At 63.9% G+C, this 23,212-nt stretch carries 21 protein-coding genes and 1 tRNA gene; 7 read left to right on the forward strand and 15 right to left on the reverse strand.

What is annotated here, in order from left to right; all coding sequences use genetic code 11:
- Position 1 precedes the first annotated feature (1 nt).
- From parE to pgi, 3 genes are read right to left on the reverse strand one after another with little or no spacing between them, the layout of a single operon-like run.
- Positions 2-1,882, reverse strand: a complete 1,881-nt coding sequence (gene parE / locus BM341_RS08825) for a DNA topoisomerase IV subunit B (RefSeq protein WP_089795024.1) — start codon at positions 1,880-1,882, stop codon at positions 2-4.
- Complete coding sequence (locus tag BM341_RS08830; protein ID WP_089795026.1) at positions 1,879-2,517, reverse strand: YqiA/YcfP family alpha/beta fold hydrolase; 639 nt, start codon at positions 2,515-2,517, stop codon at positions 1,879-1,881. The genes parE and BM341_RS08830 overlap by 4 nt, the downstream gene beginning before the upstream one ends.
- Before the next feature lie 28 nt (positions 2,518-2,545).
- Positions 2,546-4,219: a glucose-6-phosphate isomerase gene (gene pgi, locus BM341_RS08835; protein WP_089795028.1), complete on the reverse strand. Its 1,674-nt coding sequence runs from the start codon at positions 4,217-4,219 to the stop codon at positions 2,546-2,548.
- Positions 4,220-4,303: 84 nt separating this feature from the next.
- On the opposite strand from pgi, the gene cmoA reads away from it, so the two are divergent.
- The 3 genes from cmoA to cmoB are packed head-to-tail and all read left to right on the forward strand — an operon-like array spanning position 4,304 to position 7,488.
- Entirely contained in the window at positions 4,304-5,044 is a 741-nt protein-coding gene (gene cmoA, locus BM341_RS08840) for a carboxy-S-adenosyl-L-methionine synthase CmoA (protein ID WP_089795030.1), read from the forward strand.
- Between the two features lie 27 nt (positions 5,045-5,071).
- Positions 5,072-6,478 carry a phospholipase D-like domain-containing protein gene (locus BM341_RS08845; RefSeq protein ID WP_089795032.1) on the forward strand — a complete coding sequence of 469 codons (1,407 nt, stop codon included), beginning with the start codon at positions 5,072-5,074 and terminating at the stop codon, positions 6,476-6,478.
- 20 nt (positions 6,479-6,498) lie between these two features.
- Positions 6,499-7,488, forward strand: coding sequence for a tRNA 5-methoxyuridine(34)/uridine 5-oxyacetic acid(34) synthase CmoB (gene cmoB, locus BM341_RS08850; RefSeq protein WP_089795034.1), 990 nt, complete (start codon positions 6,499-6,501; stop codon positions 7,486-7,488).
- Positions 7,489-7,510: 22 nt separating this feature from the next.
- Here cmoB and BM341_RS08855 read toward each other — a convergent pair whose 3' ends face one another.
- From BM341_RS08855 to BM341_RS08885, 7 genes are all read right to left on the reverse strand, one after another.
- Positions 7,511-8,185 carry a zinc metallopeptidase gene (locus BM341_RS08855; RefSeq protein WP_089795036.1) on the reverse strand — a complete coding sequence of 225 codons (675 nt, stop codon included), beginning with the start codon at positions 8,183-8,185 and terminating at the stop codon, positions 7,511-7,513.
- Between the two features lie 66 nt (positions 8,186-8,251).
- Entirely contained in the window at positions 8,252-9,382 is a 1,131-nt protein-coding gene (locus BM341_RS08860; protein WP_425431986.1) for an App1 family protein phosphatidate phosphatase, read from the reverse strand.
- A gap of 57 nt (positions 9,383-9,439) precedes the next feature.
- Positions 9,440-10,888, reverse strand: coding sequence for a sulfate adenylyltransferase subunit CysN (gene cysN / locus BM341_RS08865; protein ID WP_089795038.1), 1,449 nt, complete (start codon positions 10,886-10,888; stop codon positions 9,440-9,442).
- Positions 10,888-11,904 (reverse strand): sulfate adenylyltransferase subunit CysD, encoded by a 1,017-nt coding sequence (gene cysD / locus BM341_RS08870; RefSeq protein ID WP_089795040.1) that lies wholly within the window; start codon positions 11,902-11,904, stop codon positions 10,888-10,890. Before cysD ends, cysN begins: the two co-directional genes overlap by 1 nt.
- 125 nt (positions 11,905-12,029) lie before the next feature.
- A complete protein-coding gene (locus BM341_RS08875; RefSeq protein ID WP_089795042.1) occupies positions 12,030-12,770 on the reverse strand; it encodes a phosphodiesterase in 741 nt (246 codons plus the stop codon).
- A 16-nt stretch (positions 12,771-12,786) separates the two neighbouring features.
- Positions 12,787-13,233, reverse strand: a complete 447-nt coding sequence (locus BM341_RS08880; RefSeq protein WP_089795045.1) for a DUF1249 domain-containing protein — start codon at positions 13,231-13,233, stop codon at positions 12,787-12,789.
- Position 13,234: 1 nt separating this feature from the next.
- On the reverse strand, positions 13,235-13,885 hold the full coding sequence (locus BM341_RS08885; RefSeq protein WP_089795048.1) for an NUDIX domain-containing protein: 651 nt from the start codon (positions 13,883-13,885) through the stop codon (positions 13,235-13,237).
- Between the two features lie 166 nt (positions 13,886-14,051).
- Here BM341_RS08885 and greB point away from each other — a divergent pair, with 166 nt between their 5' ends.
- On the forward strand, positions 14,052-14,591 hold the full coding sequence (greB, locus tag BM341_RS08890) for a transcription elongation factor GreB (RefSeq protein ID WP_089795049.1): 540 nt from the start codon (positions 14,052-14,054) through the stop codon (positions 14,589-14,591).
- A 1-nt stretch (position 14,592) separates the two neighbouring features.
- On the opposite strand, the gene BM341_RS08895 is transcribed toward greB, so the two are convergent.
- From BM341_RS08895 to BM341_RS08905, 3 genes are read right to left on the reverse strand one after another with little or no spacing between them, the layout of a single operon-like run.
- Positions 14,593-15,648, reverse strand: coding sequence for a methyltransferase (locus BM341_RS08895; RefSeq protein ID WP_089795050.1), 1,056 nt, complete (start codon positions 15,646-15,648; stop codon positions 14,593-14,595).
- Positions 15,645-16,460, reverse strand: coding sequence for a methyltransferase domain-containing protein (locus BM341_RS08900; RefSeq protein WP_089795051.1), 816 nt, complete (start codon positions 16,458-16,460; stop codon positions 15,645-15,647). The genes BM341_RS08895 and BM341_RS08900 overlap by 4 nt, the downstream gene beginning before the upstream one ends.
- Positions 16,461-16,492: 32 nt before the next feature.
- Positions 16,493-18,040, reverse strand: coding sequence for an amidase (locus BM341_RS08905; RefSeq protein WP_089795053.1), 1,548 nt, complete (start codon positions 18,038-18,040; stop codon positions 16,493-16,495).
- Positions 18,041-18,164: 124 nt separating this feature from the next.
- On the opposite strand from BM341_RS08905, the gene BM341_RS08910 reads away from it, so the two are divergent.
- The 3 genes from BM341_RS08910 (at position 18,165) to BM341_RS08915 (ending at position 20,236) form a co-directional block, all read left to right on the forward strand.
- Positions 18,165-18,241 (forward strand) — tRNA-Arg (locus tag BM341_RS08910).
- Positions 18,242-19,066: 825 nt separating this feature from the next.
- Positions 19,067-19,231 carry a hypothetical protein gene (locus BM341_RS19240; RefSeq protein WP_175507835.1) on the forward strand — a complete coding sequence of 55 codons (165 nt, stop codon included), beginning with the start codon at positions 19,067-19,069 and terminating at the stop codon, positions 19,229-19,231.
- A gap of 306 nt (positions 19,232-19,537) precedes the next feature.
- Positions 19,538-20,236, forward strand: coding sequence for an NYN domain-containing protein (locus BM341_RS08915; RefSeq protein ID WP_089795229.1), 699 nt, complete (start codon positions 19,538-19,540; stop codon positions 20,234-20,236).
- A 557-nt stretch (positions 20,237-20,793) separates the two neighbouring features.
- On the opposite strand, the gene BM341_RS08920 is transcribed toward BM341_RS08915, so the two are convergent.
- Positions 20,794-21,771: a calcium/sodium antiporter gene (locus BM341_RS08920; protein WP_089795055.1), complete on the reverse strand. Its 978-nt coding sequence runs from the start codon at positions 21,769-21,771 to the stop codon at positions 20,794-20,796.
- A 185-nt stretch (positions 21,772-21,956) separates the two neighbouring features.
- On the reverse strand, positions 21,957-22,994 hold the full coding sequence (locus BM341_RS08925) for a hypothetical protein (protein ID WP_089795057.1): 1,038 nt from the start codon (positions 22,992-22,994) through the stop codon (positions 21,957-21,959).
- Between the last annotated feature and the right edge of the window lie 218 nt (positions 22,995-23,212).

A 23,212-nucleotide genomic window follows, 5' to 3' on the forward strand; every position in this document is an offset into this window, starting at 1 on the left:
TTCATACGTCGATGTCGGCGAGGTTGCCATAGTCTTCGAGCCAGCTCTTGCGATCGGCGGAGCGCTTCTTGGCCAGCAGCATGTCCATCATCTCCATGGTGCCGTCGCCGGCTTCGCGAGTGAGCTGCACCAGGCGGCGGGTCTCCACCGCCATGGTGGTCTCGCGCAGCTGTAGCGGGCTCATCTCGCCCAGGCCCTTGAAGCGCTGGACGTTTACCGTGCCGCGCTTGCCCTCGAGCTTGCGCAGGATCGCCGTCTTCTCGCTCTCGTCCAGGGCGTAGTGCACCTCCTTGCCCAGATCAATGCGATACAGCGGCGGCATCGCCACGTGCACATGGCCAGAATCGACCAGGGTCGGGAAATGGCGCACGAAAAGCGCGCACAGCAAGGTGGCGATGTGCAGACCGTCGGAATCGGCGTCGGCCAGGATACATATCTTGTGGTAGCGCAGCTTGGTGAGATCGTCGCTGCCCGGGTCCATCCCCACGGCCACGGCGATGTCGTGGACCTCCTGGGAGCCGTAGATGTCGTGGGACTCCACCTCCCAGGTATTGAGGATCTTGCCGCGCAGCGGCAGGATCGCCTGGGTCTCGCGATTGCGCGCCTGCTTGGCGCTGCCGCCGGCCGAGTCGCCTTCCACCAGGAACAGCTCGCTGGCGGCCGGGTCCTGGCCCGAGCAGTCGGCCAGCTTGCCGGGTAGCGCCGGGCCGCTGGTGATCTTCTTGCGGGCGACCTTCTTGGCGCTCTTCTGGCGACGCTGGGCGGCGTTGATCACCAACTCGGCGAGCGCCTCGGCCTGATCGACATGATGATTGAGCCACAGCGAGAAGGCGTCCTTGACCACCCCGGAGACGAACCCCGCCACGGTGCGCGACGACAGCCGCTCCTTGGTCTGGCCGGCGAACTGGGGGTCGAGCATCTTCACCGAGAGCACGTAGGCGACCTTTTCCCACAGATCCTCGGCGGTCAGCTTCACGCCTCGCGGCAGCAGGCTTCGGTATTCGCAGAACTCGCGCAGCGCATCGAGCATGCCGGAGCGCAGGCCGTTGACGTGGGTGCCGCCCTGGGGCGTCGGAATCAGGTTGACGTAGCTCTCGAGCAGCGCCTCGCCGCCTTCGGGCAGCCACTGGATCGCCCAATCCACGCCGTGTTCGTCATCGGCGAAGTGGCCGATGAAGGGCGAGTCCGGCAGCACCTCATAGCCATCGGTCGCCTGGGCCAGGTAATCGCGCAGCCCATCCGCATATTGCCAGACGCTCTCGGCGCCATCGGACTCCACCAGAGTGACCTTGAGCCCCGGGCACAGCACCGCCTTGGCCCGCAGCAGGTGTTTCAGCCGCGACAGCGACAGCTTGGGGCTGTCGAAATAGCTCGCCTCGGGCCAGAAGCGCAGCACCGTGCCGGTGGCGCGCTTGGGCGCGCTGCCGATGATGTCGAGGTCGGTGGCCTTCTCGCCGTGTTCGAAGGCCATGGCGTAGCGGTTGCCGTCGCGCAGCACCTCCACCTCGAGACGCCGCGACAAGGCGTTGACCACCGAGATGCCGACGCCGTGCAGGCCACCGGAGAAGCGGTAGCTCGATTGCGAGAACTTCCCGCCGGCATGCAGCCGCGTCATGATCAGCTCGACTCCCGACAGGCCGTGCTCCGGGTGCATGTCGATGGGCATCCCCCGGCCGTCATCGGTCACTTCGATGCCGCCGTCCTCGAACAGCCGCACGCTGATCTCGCCCGCATGGCCGGCCAGCGCCTCGTCGACGCTGTTGTCGACGACCTCCTGGACCATATGGTTGGGCCGCGAGGTGTCGGTATACATGCCGGGGCGCTTGCGCACCGGCTCGAGGCCAGAGAGGACTTCTATGGAGCTGGCACTGTATTGTGTCATGCGTCGTCGATGTCCAGTTGAGTGATGTCTCCGGGGGCCAGGCTATGGCCACCATGAGCGAAAATCGCCGGGAGATACCCCGCCAGGGCGTCGAAACCGTGGTTCCCGCCAGGATGCAGGATGGTGCGCGACCCCCGGTAGCAACGAAACGCCACGCCGGGATCGAGCGTCTCGTCGGCGGTGCCGAGCAGCACCAGATAGTGCGATGGTGTGACCCTCTCGGGGGTCAGCGCAGCGAGTTCGTCGATATGGGTGTCGGTCACGCTGAACGATTCGTCGGTATAGGGATTGGCAAACGCCGTCCCCACCCAGTCCGTCACCAGTTGCGCCGGCGCCACCGCCGGGTTGATCAATGCCGCCCGCAACGCGTGTCGCTCGGCCAGGCACGTGGCCAGAAAACCGCCCATCGAACTGCCGACGACCAGCGGCGTCGGGCCCAGGCCGGCAAGTCGAGCCTCGGCCAGGGCCAGCGCCGCCACCGGACGATGCGGCAACTGCGGCGACTCGCAGACGACCCCCAGCGCAGCGCAGGCCGCGCGCACCAGCCCCGCCTTGGGCGAGGCGCTGCCACTGTTGAAACCATGCAGATAGAGAACGCCGCTGGCGGATGGCGCCGTCAGCGAAGGACTCAGCATACCGCAACCCCTGTACAAACAGCCAGCCTCATCGCGATCCCTGTTCCGCCGCCCAGACCGCCTCGATCAGGGCGCGCGTGGACTCGTCCATGGCCTCAAGCCCCTCATGGTGCTCGAGGATGTGCTGGGTTTCTCCGGCGATCTGCTTACCGAGTTCCACTCCCCACTGGTCGAAGGGATTGATATCCCAGATGGTCGCCTGGACGAACACCTTATGCTCGTAGAGCGCGATCAGCGCGCCCAGGGTCGCTGGCGTGAGGCGATCGAGCAATAGCGTACTAGAGGGCTGATTGCCACGGTAGCGCTTGTGGCCGGGCCTTGGACCGTCGTCGGCGATGGCGTCGTCGCCCAGCATCAGCACCCGCGACTGCGCGAAGCAGTTGGCCAGCGTCAGGCGATGCTGGCCCATCAGGTGGTGTCGCGTCGCCTCGTCGGTGACGTCGTCGTAGCGCACCAGGGGCGCGATGAAGTCGCACTCGACGGCCTGGGTGCCCTGATGCAGCAGCTGGTAGAAGGCGTGCTGGGCATTGGGTCCGAGCTGGCCCCAGAGCACCGGGCAGGTGGAATAGTTCACCTTGTCGCCGTCGTGCGTCACCGACTTGCCGTTGGACTCCATTTCCAGCTGCTCGAGATAGGCGGCGAAATACTCGAGCCGGCCATCGTAGGGCAGGATAGAATGGGCGCGGATATCCAGGAAGTTGACGTTCCAGATACCCGCCAGCGCCAGCAAGACCGGCAGGTTGTCGGCAAGCGGTGCCTCGCGGAAATGGCGATCCATGGCGTGGGCACCCGCAAGCAGCTCGCGGAAGCGCGCCATACCCACCACCAGTGCGATGGGCAGGCCAATGCAACCCCACAGCGAATAACGGCCGCCTACCCATTCCCAGAACTCCAGCTGGTGGGCCTCGGCAATGCCCCACTCGCACATCTTCTCGGGGCTCGCCGAGACGCCGATGAAGTGCTGGCGCATCACCAAGGCGTCATCGACGCCCTCCTCATTGCCCAGGCGCGCCATCAGCCAGTCCCGCGCGGTGCGCGCGTTGGAGAGCGTATCGATGGTCGTGAAGGACTTGGAAGACAGCACGAAGAGCGTGGTCTCGGGGTTGAGCCTGGCCAGGTAATCGGCGAGCTGGGAGCCGTCCATGGTCGAGGCGAAATGAACCTCGACCTCATGGACCCCCTGGAGCCGATAATCCGACAGGGCGTGGGTCACCATCAGCGGTCCGAGATCCGAGCCGCCGACGCCGAGGTTAACCACGTGGCCAATCGCTCGCCCGGTAGCGCCGCGCCACTGCCCGGCATGGAAGCTTTCGACCATCGAAGCCATACGATCCAGGCAGGCATGTACCGAGGGCACCAGATCATTTCCTTCCACGCGCAACGAGGCGTCCGGCGGCAGTCGCAGGGCAGTGTGAAGCGCGGGGCGATCCTCACTGCGATTGACGCGCTCGCCATCAAGCAGCGCGCGGATCGCTTCCGGCAGTTGGGCCTCCCGGGCCAGGTCAAGCAGCAGCTCCAGGGTCTCGTCGCTCCAGCGCTGCTTGGAGAGATCCAGCGTCAACCCGGCGGCGCGGTGAGTAAAGGCCGCATGCCGGCCGGGCCGGGCCGTGAACAGCTCGCGCAGGTGCGAGCCACGCATCTGCTGAGCATGCGCTGACAAGGCGCGCCACGCGTCTTGCTGGTCGATGGAAAGTCGTGTCATGCCTGCCTCCTGGACGTCCTGTCGTGCAGCCGGGACTGGCGAGGCGTAGAATACGCCCCTTTCCGCACGTTTCCGGCCAATCCCATGAGTGACGCATCTTACCGTGACGCGATCTTTTCGACACCCCTGGACCGGGTGGCGAGCTTTTCCTTCGACGAGCGGGTCGTGGCCTGCTTCCCCGACATGATCCGCCGCTCGGTGCCGGGCTACGGACAGATTCTGGGCATGTTGGGCCTGATCGCTCGGCGTCACCTGCGCCACGGCGCCCATGTCTATGATCTCGGCTGCTCGCTGGCGGCCGGCGGCCTGGCGCTGGCCGGGACGCTGCCGCCGGACGCCTTCCGCTACACCGGGGTGGACCTATCGCCGGCCATGGTGAGCCAGGCGCGCGAGACGCTGACCGCGGAGTGCCCGGACCATCAGCTTGCGGTCGTCGAGGGGGATATCCGCGCCTTCGACTTCCAGCCTTCGGGAATGGTCATGCTCAACTTCACGCTGCAGTTTCTCGCCCCCGATGATCGCCTGGCCGTGCTCGAAAGGCTCTACGAGGCCCTGGAGCCCGGCGGCGTGCTGGTGCTCTCGGAGAAGATCGTCGATGCCGACGAGGCCGACAACGCCTGGCGAGTCGAGCGCTATCACGACTTCAAGCGTGCCAATGGCTACAGTGAGATGGAGATCAGCCAGAAGCGCACCGCACTCGAGAATGTGCTGCTGCCCGATACGCTGACGGCCCATCGCGACCGCCTCGCCCAGGCCGGCTTCGCGCGCTCGCTGACCTGGTTCCAGTACCTGAATTTCGCCTCGCTGGTTGCCTTCAAGGAGTGAGCCACACCGGCGAGGCCGGGAGGGTATATGCGTGCATGGCTCATCGGCCTGTTGCTGGCGGCCGCCACCGCCTGGCTGACCACCGCCTGGTGGCACGGTCGCAAACCGTTGCCCCCGGGACTGCACGTGGCCGCCCCCTGGCGCCCGGCCGCAGGCGTCGGGCTGCTGCTCGACGAGACCTTCCTCGACGCCCGCGGCCGGTGGTGCCATCGCCGGGCGATCTTCGCCGAGTGGCGGCGGCTGATCGCCCAGGCTCGCCGTCTGGTGGTGATCGACCTCTTCCTGCTCGACGACGGCCCGCTCGGCCGCTTGCTGTGCCGAGCCCTGATCCGCCGCAAGGCTCAAGTGCCGGAGCTTGAGGTGCTGGTGCTGGTCGACCCCATCAACCACTGCTATGGCGGGCGCCCCGCCCCCCAGCTCGAGGCGCTGCGCCGGGCCGGGGTGCGGGTCATCAGCAGCGACCTGTCGCTTGGGCACGACCCCAACCCCGCCTGGACGGCCCTATGGCGCGGCCTGTTCCGCCCGCTGGGCAACACCACCCGAGGCGGCTGGCTGCCCGACCCCCTGGGCCCGGGTCGTGTCACTTTGCGCAGCTATCTGGCGCTACTCAACCTCAACGCCAACCACCGCAAGACCCTGGTGGTGGACCATGGCGACGGCTGGCGAGCGGTGGTGAGCTCGGCCAACGCCGACAGCGACAGCCGCGACTACCGCAACGCCGCCCTGCGCCTGGCCGGCCCGGCCGCCCTGGACCTGCTGCACAGCGAGATGTCCCTGGCACGCCATTCCGGCCTCACCCCGCTGCCGCGCTGCCCGGCGCCGCCTCACGACGCTGCCGCCACCGCCCTGCCCCGCCTGCGGTTGCTCACCGAGGGCGCCATCCGCGACGCCTTGCTGGCCATCCTCGACGACACCCGTCCCGGCGAGACGCTCGAGCTGTGCGCCTATTACCTGGCCCACCGAGGGGTGATCCGAACACTGCTCGATGCCCACCGACGCGGCGTGACGCTACACCTGCTGCTCGACCCCAATGACAGCCACTTCGGACGCAAAAGCCCTGGCATCCCCAACCGCCAGACGGCCCGGGAGCTGGCCCGCGCGGGGCTGGCCATCCGCTGGTGCGGTGACGCCCGGGCCCATGCTCACGGCAAGTGGTTGCTGCGCCATAGCGGCGCACGCCCCGCCACCCTACTGATCGGCTCGGCCAATCTCAGCCGGCGCAGCCTTGACGATTACAACTTCGAGGCCAACATCCAGCTCGAGGCCGCCACCGACCACCCGGTGATCCACCAGGCACGGGAATGCTTCGCCCGCTACTGGCATAATCGCCACGGCGAAATCCACAGCCGCCCCTTCAGCGTTTACAACGACGCCACGGCATGGCGCTACTGGCGCTATCGCCTGATGGAGGCCAGCGGCTGGTCCACCTTCTAGTGACGCCTGCCCGGAGACCCATGACCGCACCCCACCGAGATCTTTACCACGCCGTCATCGACCAGGGCCTGGACACCTGGCTAGCCCGTCTGCCCGAGCAACTCGCCCGCGGCCTGGATCGCCGACGCTACGGCGACCTGCCCGCCTGGGAGAAGTCGGTGGCCAAGCTGCCGTCGCTGCCCGCCGAGCGCCGGGTGTGCCTGGACGCCGATACCGTGACGGTGGAAATCGAGATCGACGACAGTCGGTACCGCCAGACCGAGAACCTGCTGAAGAAGCTCGCGCCTTGGCGCAAGGGCCCTTTCCGGTTGGCCGACATTCACATCGATAGCGAATGGCGCTCGGACTGGAAATGGCAGCGCGTGTCGCCGCATCTGGCCCCTCTCAAGGGGCGGCGGATTCTCGACGTGGGGGGCGGCAATGGTTATCACGCCTGGCGCATGACGGGCGCCGGCGCCGCCTTCGTGCTGGTGATCGATCCATCGCCGCGCTTCTTCTGGCAGTTCCAGGCGGTGCGCCACTTCGTCGGCGACGCCGATGGCCACCGCACCCACTTCCTGCCGGTGGGCATCGAGGACGTACCCGAAAGGCTCGCCTTCTTCGACACGGTGTTTTCCATGGGCGTGCTCTACCATCGCCCCTCGCCGCTCGAGCACCTGCAGCAGCTCAAGGACGCCCTGCGCCCCGGCGGCGAGCTGGTGCTGGAGACCCTGGTAGTGGAGGGCGACGCTACCACCGTGCTGTTACCCGGCGAGCGTTACGCCGCCATGCCCAACGTCTACTTCCTGCCCTCCTCCGCCGCCCTTTGCCAATGGCTCGAGCGCTGTGGCTTCTTCAACGTGCGCGTCGTCGATGAAGCCGATACCCCCCTCGAGGAGCAGCGCGCGACCGAGTGGATGACCTTTCAGTCACTCGCCGACTTCCTCGACCCAGAGGACCCAGCGAAGACCCGCGAGGGTCATCCGGCGCCACGGCGCGCGGTAGTGATCGCCAACAAACCCTATGATTGACAGGGTTAAATACCTGACATGATTAGCGCCTGAGAATGGCGAGCCACCTGCCCAGGTTCAGCAGGCTCGCCAGCGAAGCTGCCACATACGTAAAGGCGCAGGCGGTCAGCACATGTCGGGCACCGGGCATATCATAGGGCGGAATGTACCCCTTCAGGAGTGGCAGCGCCCGCTGGAAGCTGGCGTCGAACTCCACCGGCAGCGTGACCAGGTGTACCAGCGCCGCGGTACCGAAGCTTGCCACCGCGGCCAGCAGCACGATGAGCATGCCGCCCGGCGTACGCGTCAGCAGAAGCAGCACGGGAGCGGCCATCATCAATAGGCTGCCGAGCTTCTCGGCCTGCTGGGCCACCCGCACCAGCCGGGTTCGCGCCAGCAACGGGGTGTAGCCGCAATGATGCTGGATAGCGTGCCCTACCTCATGCGCCGCCACCGTCACGGCCGTCAGCGAGCGACCCTCGAAATGCTGACGGGAAAGACGTACACGCCGCGCCTGGGGATCGTAGTGATCGCCCCGTTCGGTAAGCTCCACCTTCACCTCGTTGATACCCATTCGCGCCAGCAGGTGCTCGGCCAGTTCGCCGCCGCTGCCAGGGTAGTCGTTTCGCGGTCCAGCATGGCGGTCGAGCACCCACTTCGCCCAGAGATTGGGCAACAGAAAGATGGCCAACAGCAGGACGATCACTAACACCATCATGACGAGCACCTGCGCCAGGCGGCCCGAGGCCGGGTATCGGTGGGGAATTGTCTCGTAAGAGGCGACTCAAGCCGGATTGTTCTCGCTATCGGCAATGTCGCGGCGCACGGCGTCTACACCATAGGAGGAAATATAGCCCTTGGCATGCGCATGTTCGGCCATCAGGGTGCTGTCGGGAGCCAGCACCAACTCGCACCGTGTATGGCGAATCTGTTCACGAAGCTGCTGGATGGCGCGTTCACGGTCCGGCTTGCTGTCCACGCGGCGGATGTAGATCGCCTCGATGCGGTCAGGATTCGCTTCGACGATCCGGGTATAGACTTCGGGGTCGTGCTGGCCGCTGTCGCCGATCAGGATACAAGGCACATCCTCGAACAATGCCAGCATGCGGGCGATCAGGTCGCGCTTGTGATCCTCGGCGCGACGCGGCCAGGGGTGGCGCAGGGAGATGCCCCACTCGCGCAGGAACAGGATCGGGCCGACGGGAATGCGATTGAGCTGGAAGAAGGTTTCCAGGACTTCGTATATCGCCCAGGGGCCACGCGACACATAGATGATCGGCCGCTGCGCCTGCTCGTCCGCGCCACGATGCAGCGCCTGGTAAAGCGACGCTGCACCGGGGAAGGCAGTTCGCCGATGGGGCTTCTCGACGAACAGCCGGTACAGCATGCGCAGCTTGTCGGCGACCCCCGTGAACATGACCGTATCGTCGATATCGCTGATCACCAGCATGTCCGTCGCCGGCATCGGCACGAACACCTCGACCGTGGTGCGCACGGGAGTCTCGTTTTCCGCCGTGACGTAGAGCTCGGCCCAATGCCATGAGGTTTCCGTGGGCAGGCCATTGGTAAGGGGCAGGTGAACATCGAAATAACCGTCACGATCCGTCATCACGGTGATGCTGTTGTCGCCGAGTCGTACCAGCACACTGGCATCGGCGTGTCCGCGGCGAGCGATACGACGCACGACATCAGCGGTGTCGCGCAGCATGCCACGGCGAGGGATCATCCGGCCAAGCCGCGCCTGACGAAACACACGCCCCATCAGAAAGACTTGCTTTGGGGAACCGTAGCCCCGATACGGATGGACCATCATGCCGCCATGCCCGTAATCGCGTTTCATGGGCTTGGCGAAGGTACGCGCCAACCGCTTGACGAAGTCCAGGCCGTGACGAATGGGCGCGCTAAGGCGTTTCATGATGCGCAGCCGCTCCTTGAGACATTCCGATTGTCTTTCACGCGCTGCGCGGGAGGGTCAGGGGCCTCGACCGAGCAACTCGCGAACATCCTTGGCTTCCCAGTGCGGGAAATACTTGCGCACCAGGGCGTTCAATTCCACTTCGAAGCCGGACCAGTCGACCTCGCCCGCCGGGGCGGTCTCTTCCTCGGCCACAGCACGGATCATTCCCGCCCCCACCGTGACGTTGGTCAAGCGGTCGATGACGATGAAACTCCCGGTACCGGGGCTAAGGGCATAGTTATCCAGCGGCACCTCCGCGGTCAATGCCACCCGGCAACGTGCAATGGCATTGAGTTCGAGACGCTCGACCTCGTGGCGCTCCAGAGAGTTGACATCGATCTGATAATGGATTGCGCTGACCTGACCGGCCACCGAACGTCCGGCGAGGCGGATATCGACCTGGCGACCGGGGCTCAGCGCCTCTTCGTGCATCCATACGATATCGGCATCGAAAGCACTCGCAAGCGAGACCTCGGCATCTTCGGCGACCAGCCAGTCGCCCCGCGAGATATCCACTTCATCGGCGAGGGTCACGGTAACGGCCTGTCCTGGCCAGGCGGCGTCGAGATCGCCGTCCCAGGTGACGATGCGCTCCACTGTTGAAGTCTTGCCGGAAGGCAGCACCTTGATCGCCTGAGTGGGGCGCAGCACGCCTGCCGCCAGCGTACCTGCATAGCCACGGAAATCCAGGTTGGGGCGATTGACGTACTGCACCGGCAGGCGCAGGTCGGTCAGGTTGCGGTCACGGCTGATCTCAACGCTTTCCAGCAGCGCGAGCAGCGGCGGGCCCGGCTGGCCCTCGACACGGTACCAGCGCATGGCGTCGCTTGGGTTGACCACGTTATCGCCTTTCAGCGCCGACATCGGCACGAAGCGCAGGTCACGCGCCGAGAGCTGCTCGGCGAAGCGCCGGTAATCGGCGACGATCTCGTCGAAGCGCGCCTGGTCATAGTCGACCAGATCCATCTTGTTCACCGCGATCACCAGGTGCTGGATGCCCAGCAGGTCGGCGATAAAGCTGTGCCGGCGGGTCTGGGTCTGCACGCCATAGCGGGCGTCGATCAGGATGATGGCGAGGCTCGCCGTGGAGGCACCGGTGGCCATGTTGCGGGTGTACTGCTCATGCCCCGGGGTGTCGGCGATGATGAACTTGCGCTTGTCGGTGGAAAAGAAGCGATACGCCACGTCGATGGTGATGCCCTGCTCGCGCTCCGACTGCAGGCCGTCGACCAGCAGTGCCAGGTCGACCTCCTCGCCGGTGGTACCGCTGGTCTTCGAGGCCTGGGTGATCGCCGCGAGCTGATCGTCGAAGATCATCTTCGAGTCGTGCAGCAGGCGCCCGATCAGCGTCGACTTGCCGTCGTCGACGCTGCCGCAGGTAATGAAGCGCAGCAGGTCCTTGTTCTCGTGTTCATGCAGGTACTGCTCGATGTTATCGGCGATCAGATTCGATTGATGTGACATCAGAAATAGCCCTCGCGCTTCTTCTTCTCCATCGAGCCGGCCTGGTCGTGGTCGATGGCCCGGCCGCTGCGCTCGGAAGTGCGGGTCAGCAGCATCTCCTGAATGATATCGGGCAGCGTGGCGGCTTGTGACTCCACCGCTCCGGTCAGCGGGTAGCAGCCCAGGGTACGGAAGCGCACCGATTTTTCTTGGGGCACCTCGCCGGGCGCAAGCGGTATCCGCTCGTCGTCGACCATGATCAGCATGCCGTCGCGCTCGACCACCGGGCGCGGGGCGCTGTAGTAGAGCGGGACGATGGGGATCTGCTCGAGATAGATGTACTGCCAGATATCCAGCTCGGTCCAGTTGGAAAGCGGGAAGGCACGGATCGACTCGCCCTTGTTGACGCGTGCGTTGTAAAGGCTCCACAGCTCGGGTCGCTGGCGCTTGGGATCCCAGCGATGGTGCTTGTCACGAAACGAGAACACCCGTTCCTTGGCGCGGCTAGCCTCCTCGTCGCGCCGCGCCCCGCCGAAGGCGGCATCGAAGCCGTACTTGTCCAGCGCCTGCTTGAGCGCCTGGGTCTTCATCACGTCGGTGTAACCGCTGCTGCCATGATCGAAGGGATTGATGCCCGCGGCACGGCCCTCCTCGTTGGTATGCACCAGCAGTTCCATGCCGGACTCGCGCGCCATGGCATCGCGAAAGGCGATCATCTCGCGAAACTTCCAGGTGGTATCGACATGCAGCAGCGGAAACGGCGGCGGCCCGGGATAGAAGGCCTTGCGCGCCAGATGCAGCATCACCGAGGAATCCTTGCCGATGGAATACATCATCACCGGATTGGCGAACTCGGCGGCGACCTCGCGGATGATATGGATCGACTCGGCCTCGAGCTGCTCGAGGTGCGTCATCCGCCGCGGGGATACCGGCGAGCCCGGGAGGGCTTGCGCAGTGGCTTGTGTGGTGGCTGGCTGCCGGACTTGCTGGGCGGCCTGCGTGGCCGACTCGCGGGTCGGCGTGTGAAGACTGGTCATGGCCCGACTACCTCGCATGACGTGGGGCGTGAAAGCATGCGCACAGGATAACGTCGGATCAATAATAACCCAAAAGAATTAATAACTATCTTTTTATATCTAAAGAGTTGGGCAGGGGCTGAGCGTCAGCGCCATGAATCAACGCGCTCGACCCGGGTGTCCAGCGTCTTGCCGTGGAGATCGATGACGCGGTAGCCAGGCGCCAATGCCTCGTCGATGGCAAAGGTTGCAGCATCGGCCAGGAACTGCCGATGCGTGGAAGGACACCCGTATACCGCGACATCGCCCCCCGCCAACCGCCTGTAGCCCATGTACGCCTGATGAACGTGGCCAAAGAAGATGGCGCGTACCCGGTCGTGAGTTTCCAAGACACGCCAGAACGCCTCGCTGTCGCGCAGACCGATGGCGTCGAGCCAGGCCGAACCGACGCGTACCGGAGGATGATGCATCGCGATCAAGGTCGGCCGCGGGTCATCGGCCAATCGCGTCTCCAGCCAGGCGAGGCCCTCCGCACCCAGGGCGCCATAGGGCTGGCCAGTAACGTGCGTCGCCGGCATCAAGACACGCCAGTCATCGAGGTTCAGCTCACCGGGCAACTCGCGCTGCTCGGCCATCAAGGTTGGCTGGTCGTGATTGCCAGCGAGCCAGACCCAGGGCGCTTCGAGCCGGTTCAGGGTAGCGACCGCCAGTCGGTAGGACGCAGCGGTCTCGTCCTCACTGATATCGCCGGTGACCAGCACCTGGGCGGGGCATTCGCGATTGACGGCCTCGATGACCGTTTCGAGCCGGCGCAGGGGGCCCGAGACGTGAGCCTGGTCAGAGGCGTCGGCCTTCAGGTGGCAGTCGCTGATCTGCACCAGACGCATCAGCGCAGTATCCTCATCAGGGCAACTGGGGCAAGTCGAGCGAATGCCCATGCGCCAGGCCATGCTCGAGCCATTCGCCCAGAAAGCGATTGAGCTGAAGCTTCTCGTCGGGCTGGTGCATGCGGGTGTTGGGATAGCGGTAGCGGCCGTGGAAGTGGCGCTGACGTTGGAAGTCGGTGACCTCGGCCATGCGCACGTCATGATAGAGATGCACGCGCATGCGCGGGGTCTCGATCAACTCATCGAGTACGCCCTGCTGCGAGACGTGAATGATGCTGGTATAGGGTGCGCGCTCGCGCAATTCGAGGCACAGGGCGCCCAGGCGCCGACCACCATTGACCAATTCCACTTCACGTCGCTCGCCCGCTTCGATATCGCCAAGTAGCTTAACCAGGCGGATATAGTTGGCGGTGCACTCCCCTTGCAGGGATTTCAGATCCGTCACATAGGCGTTTCTCGACACGCTACCTCCTCGCTCTGAGTGATGCCCGCTCGCCGACCAGCCAATACCAGGCGATCAGACACATGGCATTGTCGAGTCGGCCGGCCGCCACCAGTTCCCTGGCGCGAGCGAAGGGCGTCACGTGCACGCGAATGTCCTCGTGTTCCTCGTCGAGGCCATGCACGCCCCCCAGGCCGTTGTTGTCGATCAGACCGCAGAACAGCGTGACCCGCTCGTCGCAGGCTCCCGGGCTAGGATAGTAGCTGTGCAGCTCGATAAGCTCGCCCACCTCGCATCCCGCTTCTTCGAAAGCCTCGCGACGCGCCACCTCGGCGGCACTCTCGCCCGCCTCGACCAGCCCCGCCACGATTTCGAGCTTCCAGGGCGAGACCGTGTCGTCGATGGCGCCGGCGCGGAATTGCTCGATCAATACCAGGGCGTCGCGCTCCACATCGTAGAGCAACACGCCGACGGCGTCATGGCGGCAATGCACTTCGCGCACCACCTCGCCGCTCCAGCCACCCTCGAAGAGCCGATGGCGCAGACGCATTTTTTCCAGTCGGAAAAAACCTTGATACAGGCAGCGCCGCTCGATCATTTCCACATCGGCCATCGTCAGGGTCGGCGATGTCGAGGCGTCCTGCTCATGGGAGGGCTGACGCGAATCGCTCATGCCGGTCTCCGGGTCACGTAAGAGCGTCCATTATCATGACCGGGGCCGGCAATGCCAACCGCCGGGGCCGAACTTCCTCGCCTTCGCCCGGCTTGGCGGCCACCGCGCCGATGACGTATCTTGCTCTCTTGAATTCCCTCTCGAATACAACGGAACGCGCTATCACATGAAAGGCCGCCACATGACCCGCTGGCGCGATCCGGCCAAGGACCCGCGCCAGGAACCCAAGAGCAACCTGATCACCGCGGAAGGCGCCGAACGGCTGCGCGGCATTCTCGACCATCTGGCGCGCGTCAAGCGACCGGCGATCTCCGCCAAGGTCGGCGAAGCCGCCGCCCAGGGCGATCGCAGCGAGAATGCCGACTACACCTACAACAAGAAGGAGCTGGGCCGGGTCATCGCGCGCATCGGCTACCTGACCCGGCGCCTCGACGAGCTGCAGGTGGTCGACCGGCTACCCGCGGATACCGGGCGGGTGTATTTCGGTGCCTACGTCACCCTGGAAGACGAGCACGGCGAGGCGCTTTTTATCCGCATCGTCGGCCACGACGAGACCGACACCACCAAGCACTGGGTCAGTGTCGACACCCCGCTGGCGAAGGCCCTGCTCGGAAAGCCCTTGGACGACGAGGCGACCGTCGCGGCTCCCGGCGGCGAGACCACTTACGTGATCACTGCCATCGCCTATCGCGATCCAACGGCCTGACTCAGTCCTTCACCGCCCGTCCGTCCTTGACCGCCCGATAGACGCGAAAACGCCGATCGTCGGCGAGGATCTCGAAACCGCCAAAGGCGCGCTCGAGCAGGGCCGGGTAGGGAAGAAAGGCGTTGGCCACCACGACCAGCTGACCGCCCGACCGCAGATGCTCGGGCGCCTCGCCGATCAGCCGTGCCGCCGGCCCATAGTCGATGTCGCGCTGCTGGTGAAAGGGAGGATTGCTGATGATCGCGTCGAAGCACCGCCCTTCCAGCGCCGAATAGACATCACTGGCCACCACCTTTCCTTCAAGGCCATTGGCCGCAAGCGTGCGCCGCGCTGCCTCGACGGCAAACGCGCTGACATCCACGGCCGTAACCGTCGCCCCGCGTCGCGCCAGCCAGGCGGCGAGAATGCCATCGCCGCAGCCCATGTCCAGTGCCTCGAATGCGCCCTGCCGTCGGTTGGCGCTGCCATCGTCAGGCAGCAGCGCCGGCAACTGTTCGATCAATAAACGTGTGCCATCGTCGAACTTGCCGTGGCCAAAAACGCCCGGATGGCTGGCCAACTCAAGGCCTTCGGCCTCGAAGCGCGTCCAGGCGGCGTCGGGGTCAAGCCCGACCCGCGCCGTGTGTGACGCGTAGAGGGCGCAGCGCCTGGCGCTATCGCGCTTGCGACATCCCAGCCCAAGGGCGGCGAGCACCTTGAGCACCCGCTTGATGCCGCCCTGATTCTCCCCGACCAGCTGTAGCGGCGTGCCCGGCGGCAGGATGGCACATAGCCACAGCAGCCACCATTCGCCCAGCGCGTGGCTCTTGGGCCAGAACAGCACCGCACCGGCGGGGGCGCCGGCCTCGAGCGGCTCGGCAAAGGCCGCCTCGGCAAAGGGCGGACGGGCCGAGAGTCCGCGGGACTGCCAATGGGCCAGCAGGGCGACGTCGGCGCTGATCGCCGTGCCTTGTGTCGCTTCCAGCCAGCTATCCTGCGGCGGCCCTACCCACCACCAATAGCGGTAATCCGCTTCTTGGCGCTCGAGCAACTGACAGACCGGTGTTTGCGCAATCATGAAGTTGACTCCACGGCAGTATCACTGCCGTCGGTTCGTACGAGGGTATAGAGCAGGTAGCGCCCCAGCCGCCAATGCGGGTCGGCCCGACAGTAACGCTGCTCCAGTTCCAGCAACCGTTCGCGGTCAGCGTCGCTTTCGGGCGGCCGGCGCAGGTAGTCGGAGAAGACCCGTATCCCCGCCACTTCGCGGATTTCCAGAGCGCATTCGGCACTCCATGACGCGACCTGCGCATGCGTCAGCGGAGAAATCGGCGTCAGACGCTTGCGCTGACCGGTGCCCTCCAGCCGGTCGGCCAGGGCCTTCTCGAGGTTGCCCTTGACCACGTTGGACAACCGCAGGGCATCGCGATTGAAGATCATCAAGGAAAGCTGCCCCCCCGGCGCCAGCAGGCTAGCCAGCGTAACGAGCGCGGCGCGTGGGTCCGCCAACCATTCCAGCACCGCGTGACAAGCGATCAGCGGCCAGGGGCCGGGCGTCTCCTGCGGTAGCGCCTGGAGCGGCGCCTGCAACAGAGAGACCGAGCGCTCCCCCAACTGCTCGCCGGCTCTGGCGAGCATCTCGCCCGAAGGCTCCGCCAGGGTTACCGCATGCCCACGATCATGGAACCACGCCGCCAGTTGCCCCAGGCCGCCCCCAACATCAAGCACCGACTGCCGTTCGAGCGTAAGCATTTCCGGCAGCAGGCGGTCGAGCAGCGCCAGTCGCAACTCGCCGCGACTACTGCCGTAAAGGCTATCGGCAAACTTGTCGACCATGCCGTCGAAGTGTCGATCGCCTGCTGGCGAGAGGGAAGAATCCTTTGCGAACATGCCGGCCACCGAAAGCGGGTTTGGCGCGCATTCTACCCGGCTTTGTCGCTTGACTCATCGTCACTGGGCTTATCGCTTCTCGCCAATGCGCGTGGCAGCCAGGCTGTCCAGTCGCTGTCGGCCTCCAGTTGCGCCGCCAGCGCCAGCAGGCGTTTCTCATCGCCCATCGGGCCGATGATCTGCACCCCCACCGGCAAGCCGTCCGGCGTGACATGAAGCGGCAGCGACATCGCGGGCTGGCCGGTCAGGTTCGCCAGTTGAGTGAAAGGCGTCATGCGAAGACCCTCCGCCGCCAGCCGCCTGAGCAGTCCCGCCTTCAGCGCCAGTTGCGAGGCCCCGGGGATCGCCAGCAACGACATCAGGCGCTGCTGGGTCGTGCTGGGATAGAGGCTACCCCGCAGCGGGGGCGGCGTGGCCGCCACCGGCAGCAGCAAGCAGTCGAAACGCCGATGGAAACGGGCCATGTCGCAGGCGACGCGGTGCCAGTGGCGCTTGGCCAGCTCATAATCCATGGCTGGCAGGTGACGGCCCAGTCGCCCGATGGCGCGGGTGCTCGGCTCGACATCGAGCCGACCCACCGGCACCCCGGTCTGCTCGCTGATCCAGGCCAGGTCGGCCGCAAGATGGCCAAGGTAGAGCATCAGATAACTGTCGGCCAGCGCTGCCCCATTTACCTGCGGCTCCGCCCATTCCACGTCATGACCCAGGCGCTCGAGCCTGGACGCCGCCTGCTCGACCGCCAGGCGAACCTGCGGGTCGAGCCGCGTGCCCAGCGCCGCACCGAGGGGTTCGCCCAGAGATACCGCAATCTTCAGCCTTTGTGGCGGACGCTCGATGGCATCGACGTATCCTCGCTCTCGCGGCAGGGGCCAGGGGCTTGCCGCGTCCATGCCATTGACCGCCTCCAGCAAGGCCGCGCTGTCGCGCACGCTGCGGGTCACGGCATGCTCCACCACCGCGCCCTGCCATACTTCGCCGAACGTCGGCCCGAGCGGCACCCGCCCCCGGGATGGTTTGAGCCCGAACAGGCCGCAGTGGCTGGCCGGAATGCGGATCGAGCCACCCCCATCACCGGCCATGGCAAACGGCACCAGGCCCGCTGCCACGGCCGCCGCCGCGCCACCGCTGGAGCCACCCGGGGAACGTTCGGGTTGCCAGGGATTCACGGGATGGGGAAAGGCTTGCGGCTCGGTGATGCCCATCAGGCCGAGCTCCGGTGTGGCGGTCTGACCGAGGATGCAGAGACCGGCCTGCCGCAACCGTGTCACCAGGGTCGAGTCCTCGGGAGCGCACCAGTCGCGAAGGGCGGCACTGCCGAAGGCCAGGGGCTCACCGGCAATGCCCATCAGCAGATCCTTGGTCAGGGTCGGCACTCCGGCGAACGGCGCCGCCGCATCGACCTCGCGCCCTTCCCGCTCGGCCTGCTCGAAACGCGTACGCACCACCGCGCCAAGGGTCGGGTTCAGCGCCTCGATGGCCCCGCAGGCGGCGGTGAATACCTCTTCGCGACTCACCTCGCCACGGCGAATCAACGCCGCCAGCCCCAGCCCATCGTGTGCCTGGTAGTCGCGAAGCTCCATGCCGGCCCTCTTGTGCTCATTACCGGCTTCAGCCTAGCAGGCCCCGAAGAGCGGGGGATAACCGGATGTCCTTGCCTGGGCAGTTTATCTCGAAGACGACTTTCCCTATAATGCGCCGCATTATGCCCCCTTAGCTCAGCTGGATAGAGCGTCCCCCTCCTAAGGGGAAGGTCTCAGGTTCGAATCCTGAAGGGGGCACCAGTTAAATCAAGGCTTTGCGTTGATTTAATATCCTCTTTTGACCCTGACTCGCTCTTTCGCCCCCTAGCTCGCCCCCTAGTTTTAGTAGCACTACCCATGCCCGGCCTTGGGTCATAAACAACGCCCAGCACTGCTGAACAGGTCAACTTCGACAAGCTTCCCAGGAGCACCCCCCGCAGCACGGCCGCCCTGCCATCCTCATTGCAAGTGATGCATATCGGGTGGGTCGATCAGGGGTGATGCACACATCCTTCAGGCGCAGGTAAAAACCAACCAAGAAGTCTTCACCGAAACAATAATCATTGCTGACGAGTAGTGAAGCCATGGCCCTTACCCTGACGCCTGAACCTTTCTGTAGACCTGTCATTCAACGTTGTTCTCCGCTGGATTCAGGCCGGCCGGTCTTGTCGCGTTGAAGGATTTTTTTCGCGCATCTTGTGCTTGAAGCGGGCAAGGGGACTATATATGGTATGCAGGCGCGATCCGCACTGACTGGACAACCAGACAAGACCATGCGGGCTCACGTTGAAAGCAGAAAGGCTCCTCAGGTCACGTGTGAACTGAGAAGCCCTTCAAACTCCACCAGCAGCGAGCCGGTGGGAGAGGTAACCCGAACCATGGTCGATGCGGCGTTGCCGCGCCAATGCACCTGCCTTTTGGTTCAGACTGGATATCTACCTACGAGGATCACTGTAGTGCCGAAGGCCAAAGCTGTAAACAGTCGCTCGGGTGCGACAGTCATATCCCGAAGCTACCTGCGGAAGCCGGCACAGCACTTCCTCACCTCCTACTGCGTGCTTGCTGCACAGCGATTAGGTGATGCCTATGAGCAGCAAGAACCGAGAGTTCTACGAACTCGAACGCCGCAAGGTAAGCGAAGCAGGTCGAACACTCCGCGAGTGGCAGGAACGCCGGCCATTCCTCCAGAAGAAAGTTGACCAGGAGGAAGCCGGCCAAGGTGACCTCGATATCGTTGAAGATCTCGAGTAGCCCTCTTGCGCTGCTGGCTCACGTGTGGGTCATCAGCTCTCCACAGCCACTTCGACAGAGATCGCTACGGTAGGCAGCGCTAAGTTTCCTACTGACTTTCGGTCAGGCCCCGCATTGCCCAATAATGCGTGGTGGCCGCCAGAGTCATTATGGAGTCGCTACTGCTAGGGTTAGCGGCTAAAGCGATCTTGACACCATTCGCCCCCGATCCTATGATTCGGGCATCCACGCCCCTGGCAGTAAGCCATCCCCCACATCCCGGGATGAGCCGAGCCCTGGGGCGTTTTCGTTTATGGAGATATGCACGTGCCGACAGCGATACTCGTAGATGGCGGCTACTTCATCAAGCGCTTCCGCCGGATCGAGCCTGACAACGCCTACGATGGGCAACGGGCCGCGGAATGCCTTCACCGTTGGGCGGTCATGCACCTGAATGATGGCAACGGTAAACGATCACGCCAGGGCATCCACCGTCGCGAGCTTTACAGAATTTTCTTCTACGATTGCCCTCCCCTCGCCAAGAAGATGCATAACCCCATCACCAAGAAGGCGATCGATTTCTCTCAGACAACAGAGGCCCGCTTTCGTGAAGAGCTGCATTCCGTGCTCCTCAGCAAAAGAAAACTTGCCCTTCGTCTTGGGCATCTGTCGGATGATGCTCAGTGGACCATCAAACCTCAGGTCATTCGTCAACTTCTCAAGGGAAAAATGGCTTTAGATGACCTGCAAGAGAGCGATGTCCAAGTCGACACTCGGCAGAAGGGCGTCGATATGCGAATTGGTGTGGATGTGACATCGCTGACCCTAAAAAAGCAAGTCGATCAGGTAGTGCTTATCGCCGGGGATGCTGACTTTGTTCCGGCAGCGAAGATCGCTCGAAGGGAAGGAATTGATTTCGTTCTCGACCCGATGTGGCAGAAAATACCACCAGGACTTCATGAGCATATTGATGGACTACGGACTACGTGTCCAAGACCAAAGCCGGTGGAGAAGGCAAAGCAGTAACGAGCGTTTCCTATCCAGGCTCAGAAGCCGTGCTTCCCTGATTTACTTGCAGATGAGCGTCAAGTCAAGCTGGATAATATATTTCTTCCATGTTTCAAGATTTCACGCCTTATTTCGGCACTCATCACTGATTTTATTATCAGCTCCCACTGATCCGAACCGAGTATTTACAGGTTTTTCACCCGATTAAGTAGCGCTTCTGAACCACGCAGGATACTTCAAGACAAAATCAACACAAACACGCTCCGTGGGAAACACCCTACAAGCGCTCTAAGATCTTCCCGGCACATACATAGGCATCCCCGTCCAAGTCAGCAGAGAACGCAGCACAAAGATGTGTTCCTGATCGATCTCGACACGCCGACTATTCAGATTAGCAGTCAGAAATCCAAAGACGGACGTATCAGCACAAGATAAGGCAGCCGGCCGCTACTGATAGCCAGCGGCGCTAACGTGCCTGTCGAGGTCAAGCATCGCTTCATGCCGTTCGGATGCACAGCCGAACATGTTCACGCACCAACCCCTGCCAACTATCCTTGGCTCCTGGACCGGTTCGATCAGGCCGTCAGCACGGCGTTAAGCAGCCAACCGTTGTAGGCCACCAACGCGACCAGCAGCAGGCTGGCTTCGACACGATTGATACGCCCCTCGCCGCCGCGGAATCCGTAGCCCATGACAGACAGTGCCACGATCATGGCCATCATCACCGGCCAGTCACGCAGCATGATATCCGCTGAAAGCGCCTCCATCGGCGCAATGACGCCGGCAATGCCCACCACCGCCAGCAGGTTGAACATGCAGGAACCCACGACGTTGCCGATGGCGATGTCGTGTTCCCCCTTGCGTACCGCGGCAATCGATGACGCCAGCTCGGGCAGCGAGGTGCCGAGGGCCACGATGGTCAGGCCAATGATAAGATCGCTCACGCCCAGGGCACTCGCCACCGAGACAGCGCCCCAGACCAGCATCCGTGAGCTCACCAGCAGCAGCACCAGGCCAACGGCGAGCCAGAGGATGGCCCGGCGCAGCGTCATGGCATGCGAGGCGAGCTCCTGTTCGGTTTCCGTGGCCAGCGGATCATCCTTGCCACGCAGCGCCGTCCAGATCGTCCACCCCATCAGGCCGAAGAAGCCCGACAGCAGCAGCAGCGACTCGAAGCGGCTAAGTACGCCGTTCCAGAACAGCGCGCCGGCGACCAGGCCAAACAGGAAGAGCAGCGGAAGTTCACGGCGGACGATCGTCGAACGCACCGCGATCGGCACGATAAGCGCAGTCACCCCCAGAATCAGGCCAACGTTGTAGATGTTGGACCCCAAGGCGTTGCCGAGTGCCAGATCGGGGTTGCCATCCAGGGCCGCCATGATGGATACGACGATTTCCGGGGCCGAGGTGCCGAAGCCGACGATCACCATGCCAATTACCAGCGATGGCAGTCCGAGGTGGACGGCCACCCCCGCGGCGCCGTCGACGAAGCGGTCGGCGCTCCACAGGAGCAAGACAAAACCCAGGATGATGGCGAGAATCGGTAAGATCACGGCGTTTCCTCTATGGTTAACCATGACGCGATAGCCGGCCCGTCAGATGCCGTGTCTTCGTCATAGTCATTGTCGGAGCAGTCAGGAAGGACGACTGCAACGTCGATGTTTGCGCGAAACGCTGACTCAGGGACACAGCGTGCCTTTCGCCAAGCTCACGACATGATATAGCCTGCCAGCCGGCCTCAGGAAACGTGAAGCAAACTATAGGGCGCCTCACAGGCGTGTCGTTCGTCGCGTTCGTCAACGCTGCCCAGCCCCAAATGGCGGTCGTTGTCATAGGCGACGAAAAGCCGCTCATGGTCGAGCACCGCGAGGCCCTCGGCCTTGTGTTCGAATTCCAGCGCGGCGCCCTCGGGTGAGGTGACCAGCGTGGGGCGCTTCCCGGCGTGCAGATCCTCGAGGCGGATCACCCAGAGGTAACCGCCGATACGGGGGGCGCCCTCCTGCACCGTTTCGAAGCTGGTCAGCAGATAGAGTCGTGCGTGATAGGGGTCGTATTCCAGGCTCGAGAGACCACATTCGAAGCGCACGCTGTCGTGATCGCCCGGGTCGAAGGCGTAGATATCGCGCAGCTCGTCGACCAGGACCAGGTTGCCTTGATCACTGATCTCGTAATGCGCCCCCACCAGCCGGCTGACATAGGAGAAGTCATCGTGGGACTGGCCTTGTTCCCGGATACCAAACAGCAGCAGGCCATCGCCGCGCTCGCCAGGAATCGCCGCCAGACCTTCGATCTTGTAGTACGGCAAGCCGATGGCGTGATCGAGCTTGTGGCGCAGCTCCAGAGAGCCTTCCACACCGTCCCTGGGATCGGGGTCGACGACCTGAACCTTGTCGGATTCCCCCAATGGCCAGATCAGCAGGTGGTTGTAGGCATTGAGGTCATGGCTGACATCGTCGATCCGATCGAAGCCCGTGGTCGCCAGAATATGGCGTGCATCCGTGGTGAGGGCGAAGTCCTCGTACTTGACGGCCTGTTTGATCAGCGGTGTCGTGAAGTACTCGAGCTGGCTGTCGTCGGGACCTTGCGAGGTCATCGGCAAGGCAAAGACCGCCGAGCGCTGATCGCCGGGAATCGGCTTGTCGCTGGCCAGGATGAGCCGCTTGCCGTCATAGAGCACGGCGGACACCTCAGCATTGACCAGCTTGCCCCGCTCATCGCGAAGCCCGGCGGGAAAGCAGTGGATGGTGCCCTGCTGAAGAATGGTCGCGTGGGTCATGGTGGATTCCTTTCGTTAGACGAAGCCAGTGACGCCCTGTCACTACTACCTGTCACAGAAAATTTATCGAAAACATTACATCTATGAAATTTATTTCGCTCGGCTTAGCCGCTGTGGCGATCGTGCTTCTCGCTGCACACTGTGCACAGCGCCTATGTGAAGTGCCGGTCTGCGCTTCTGCGCGACGGCGTCGAGCTTTATGAGTTGAAGCCAGTCCT

The organism is Halomonas korlensis, assembly GCF_900116705.1.
Classification (GTDB): domain Bacteria; phylum Pseudomonadota; class Gammaproteobacteria; order Pseudomonadales; family Halomonadaceae; genus Halomonas; species Halomonas korlensis.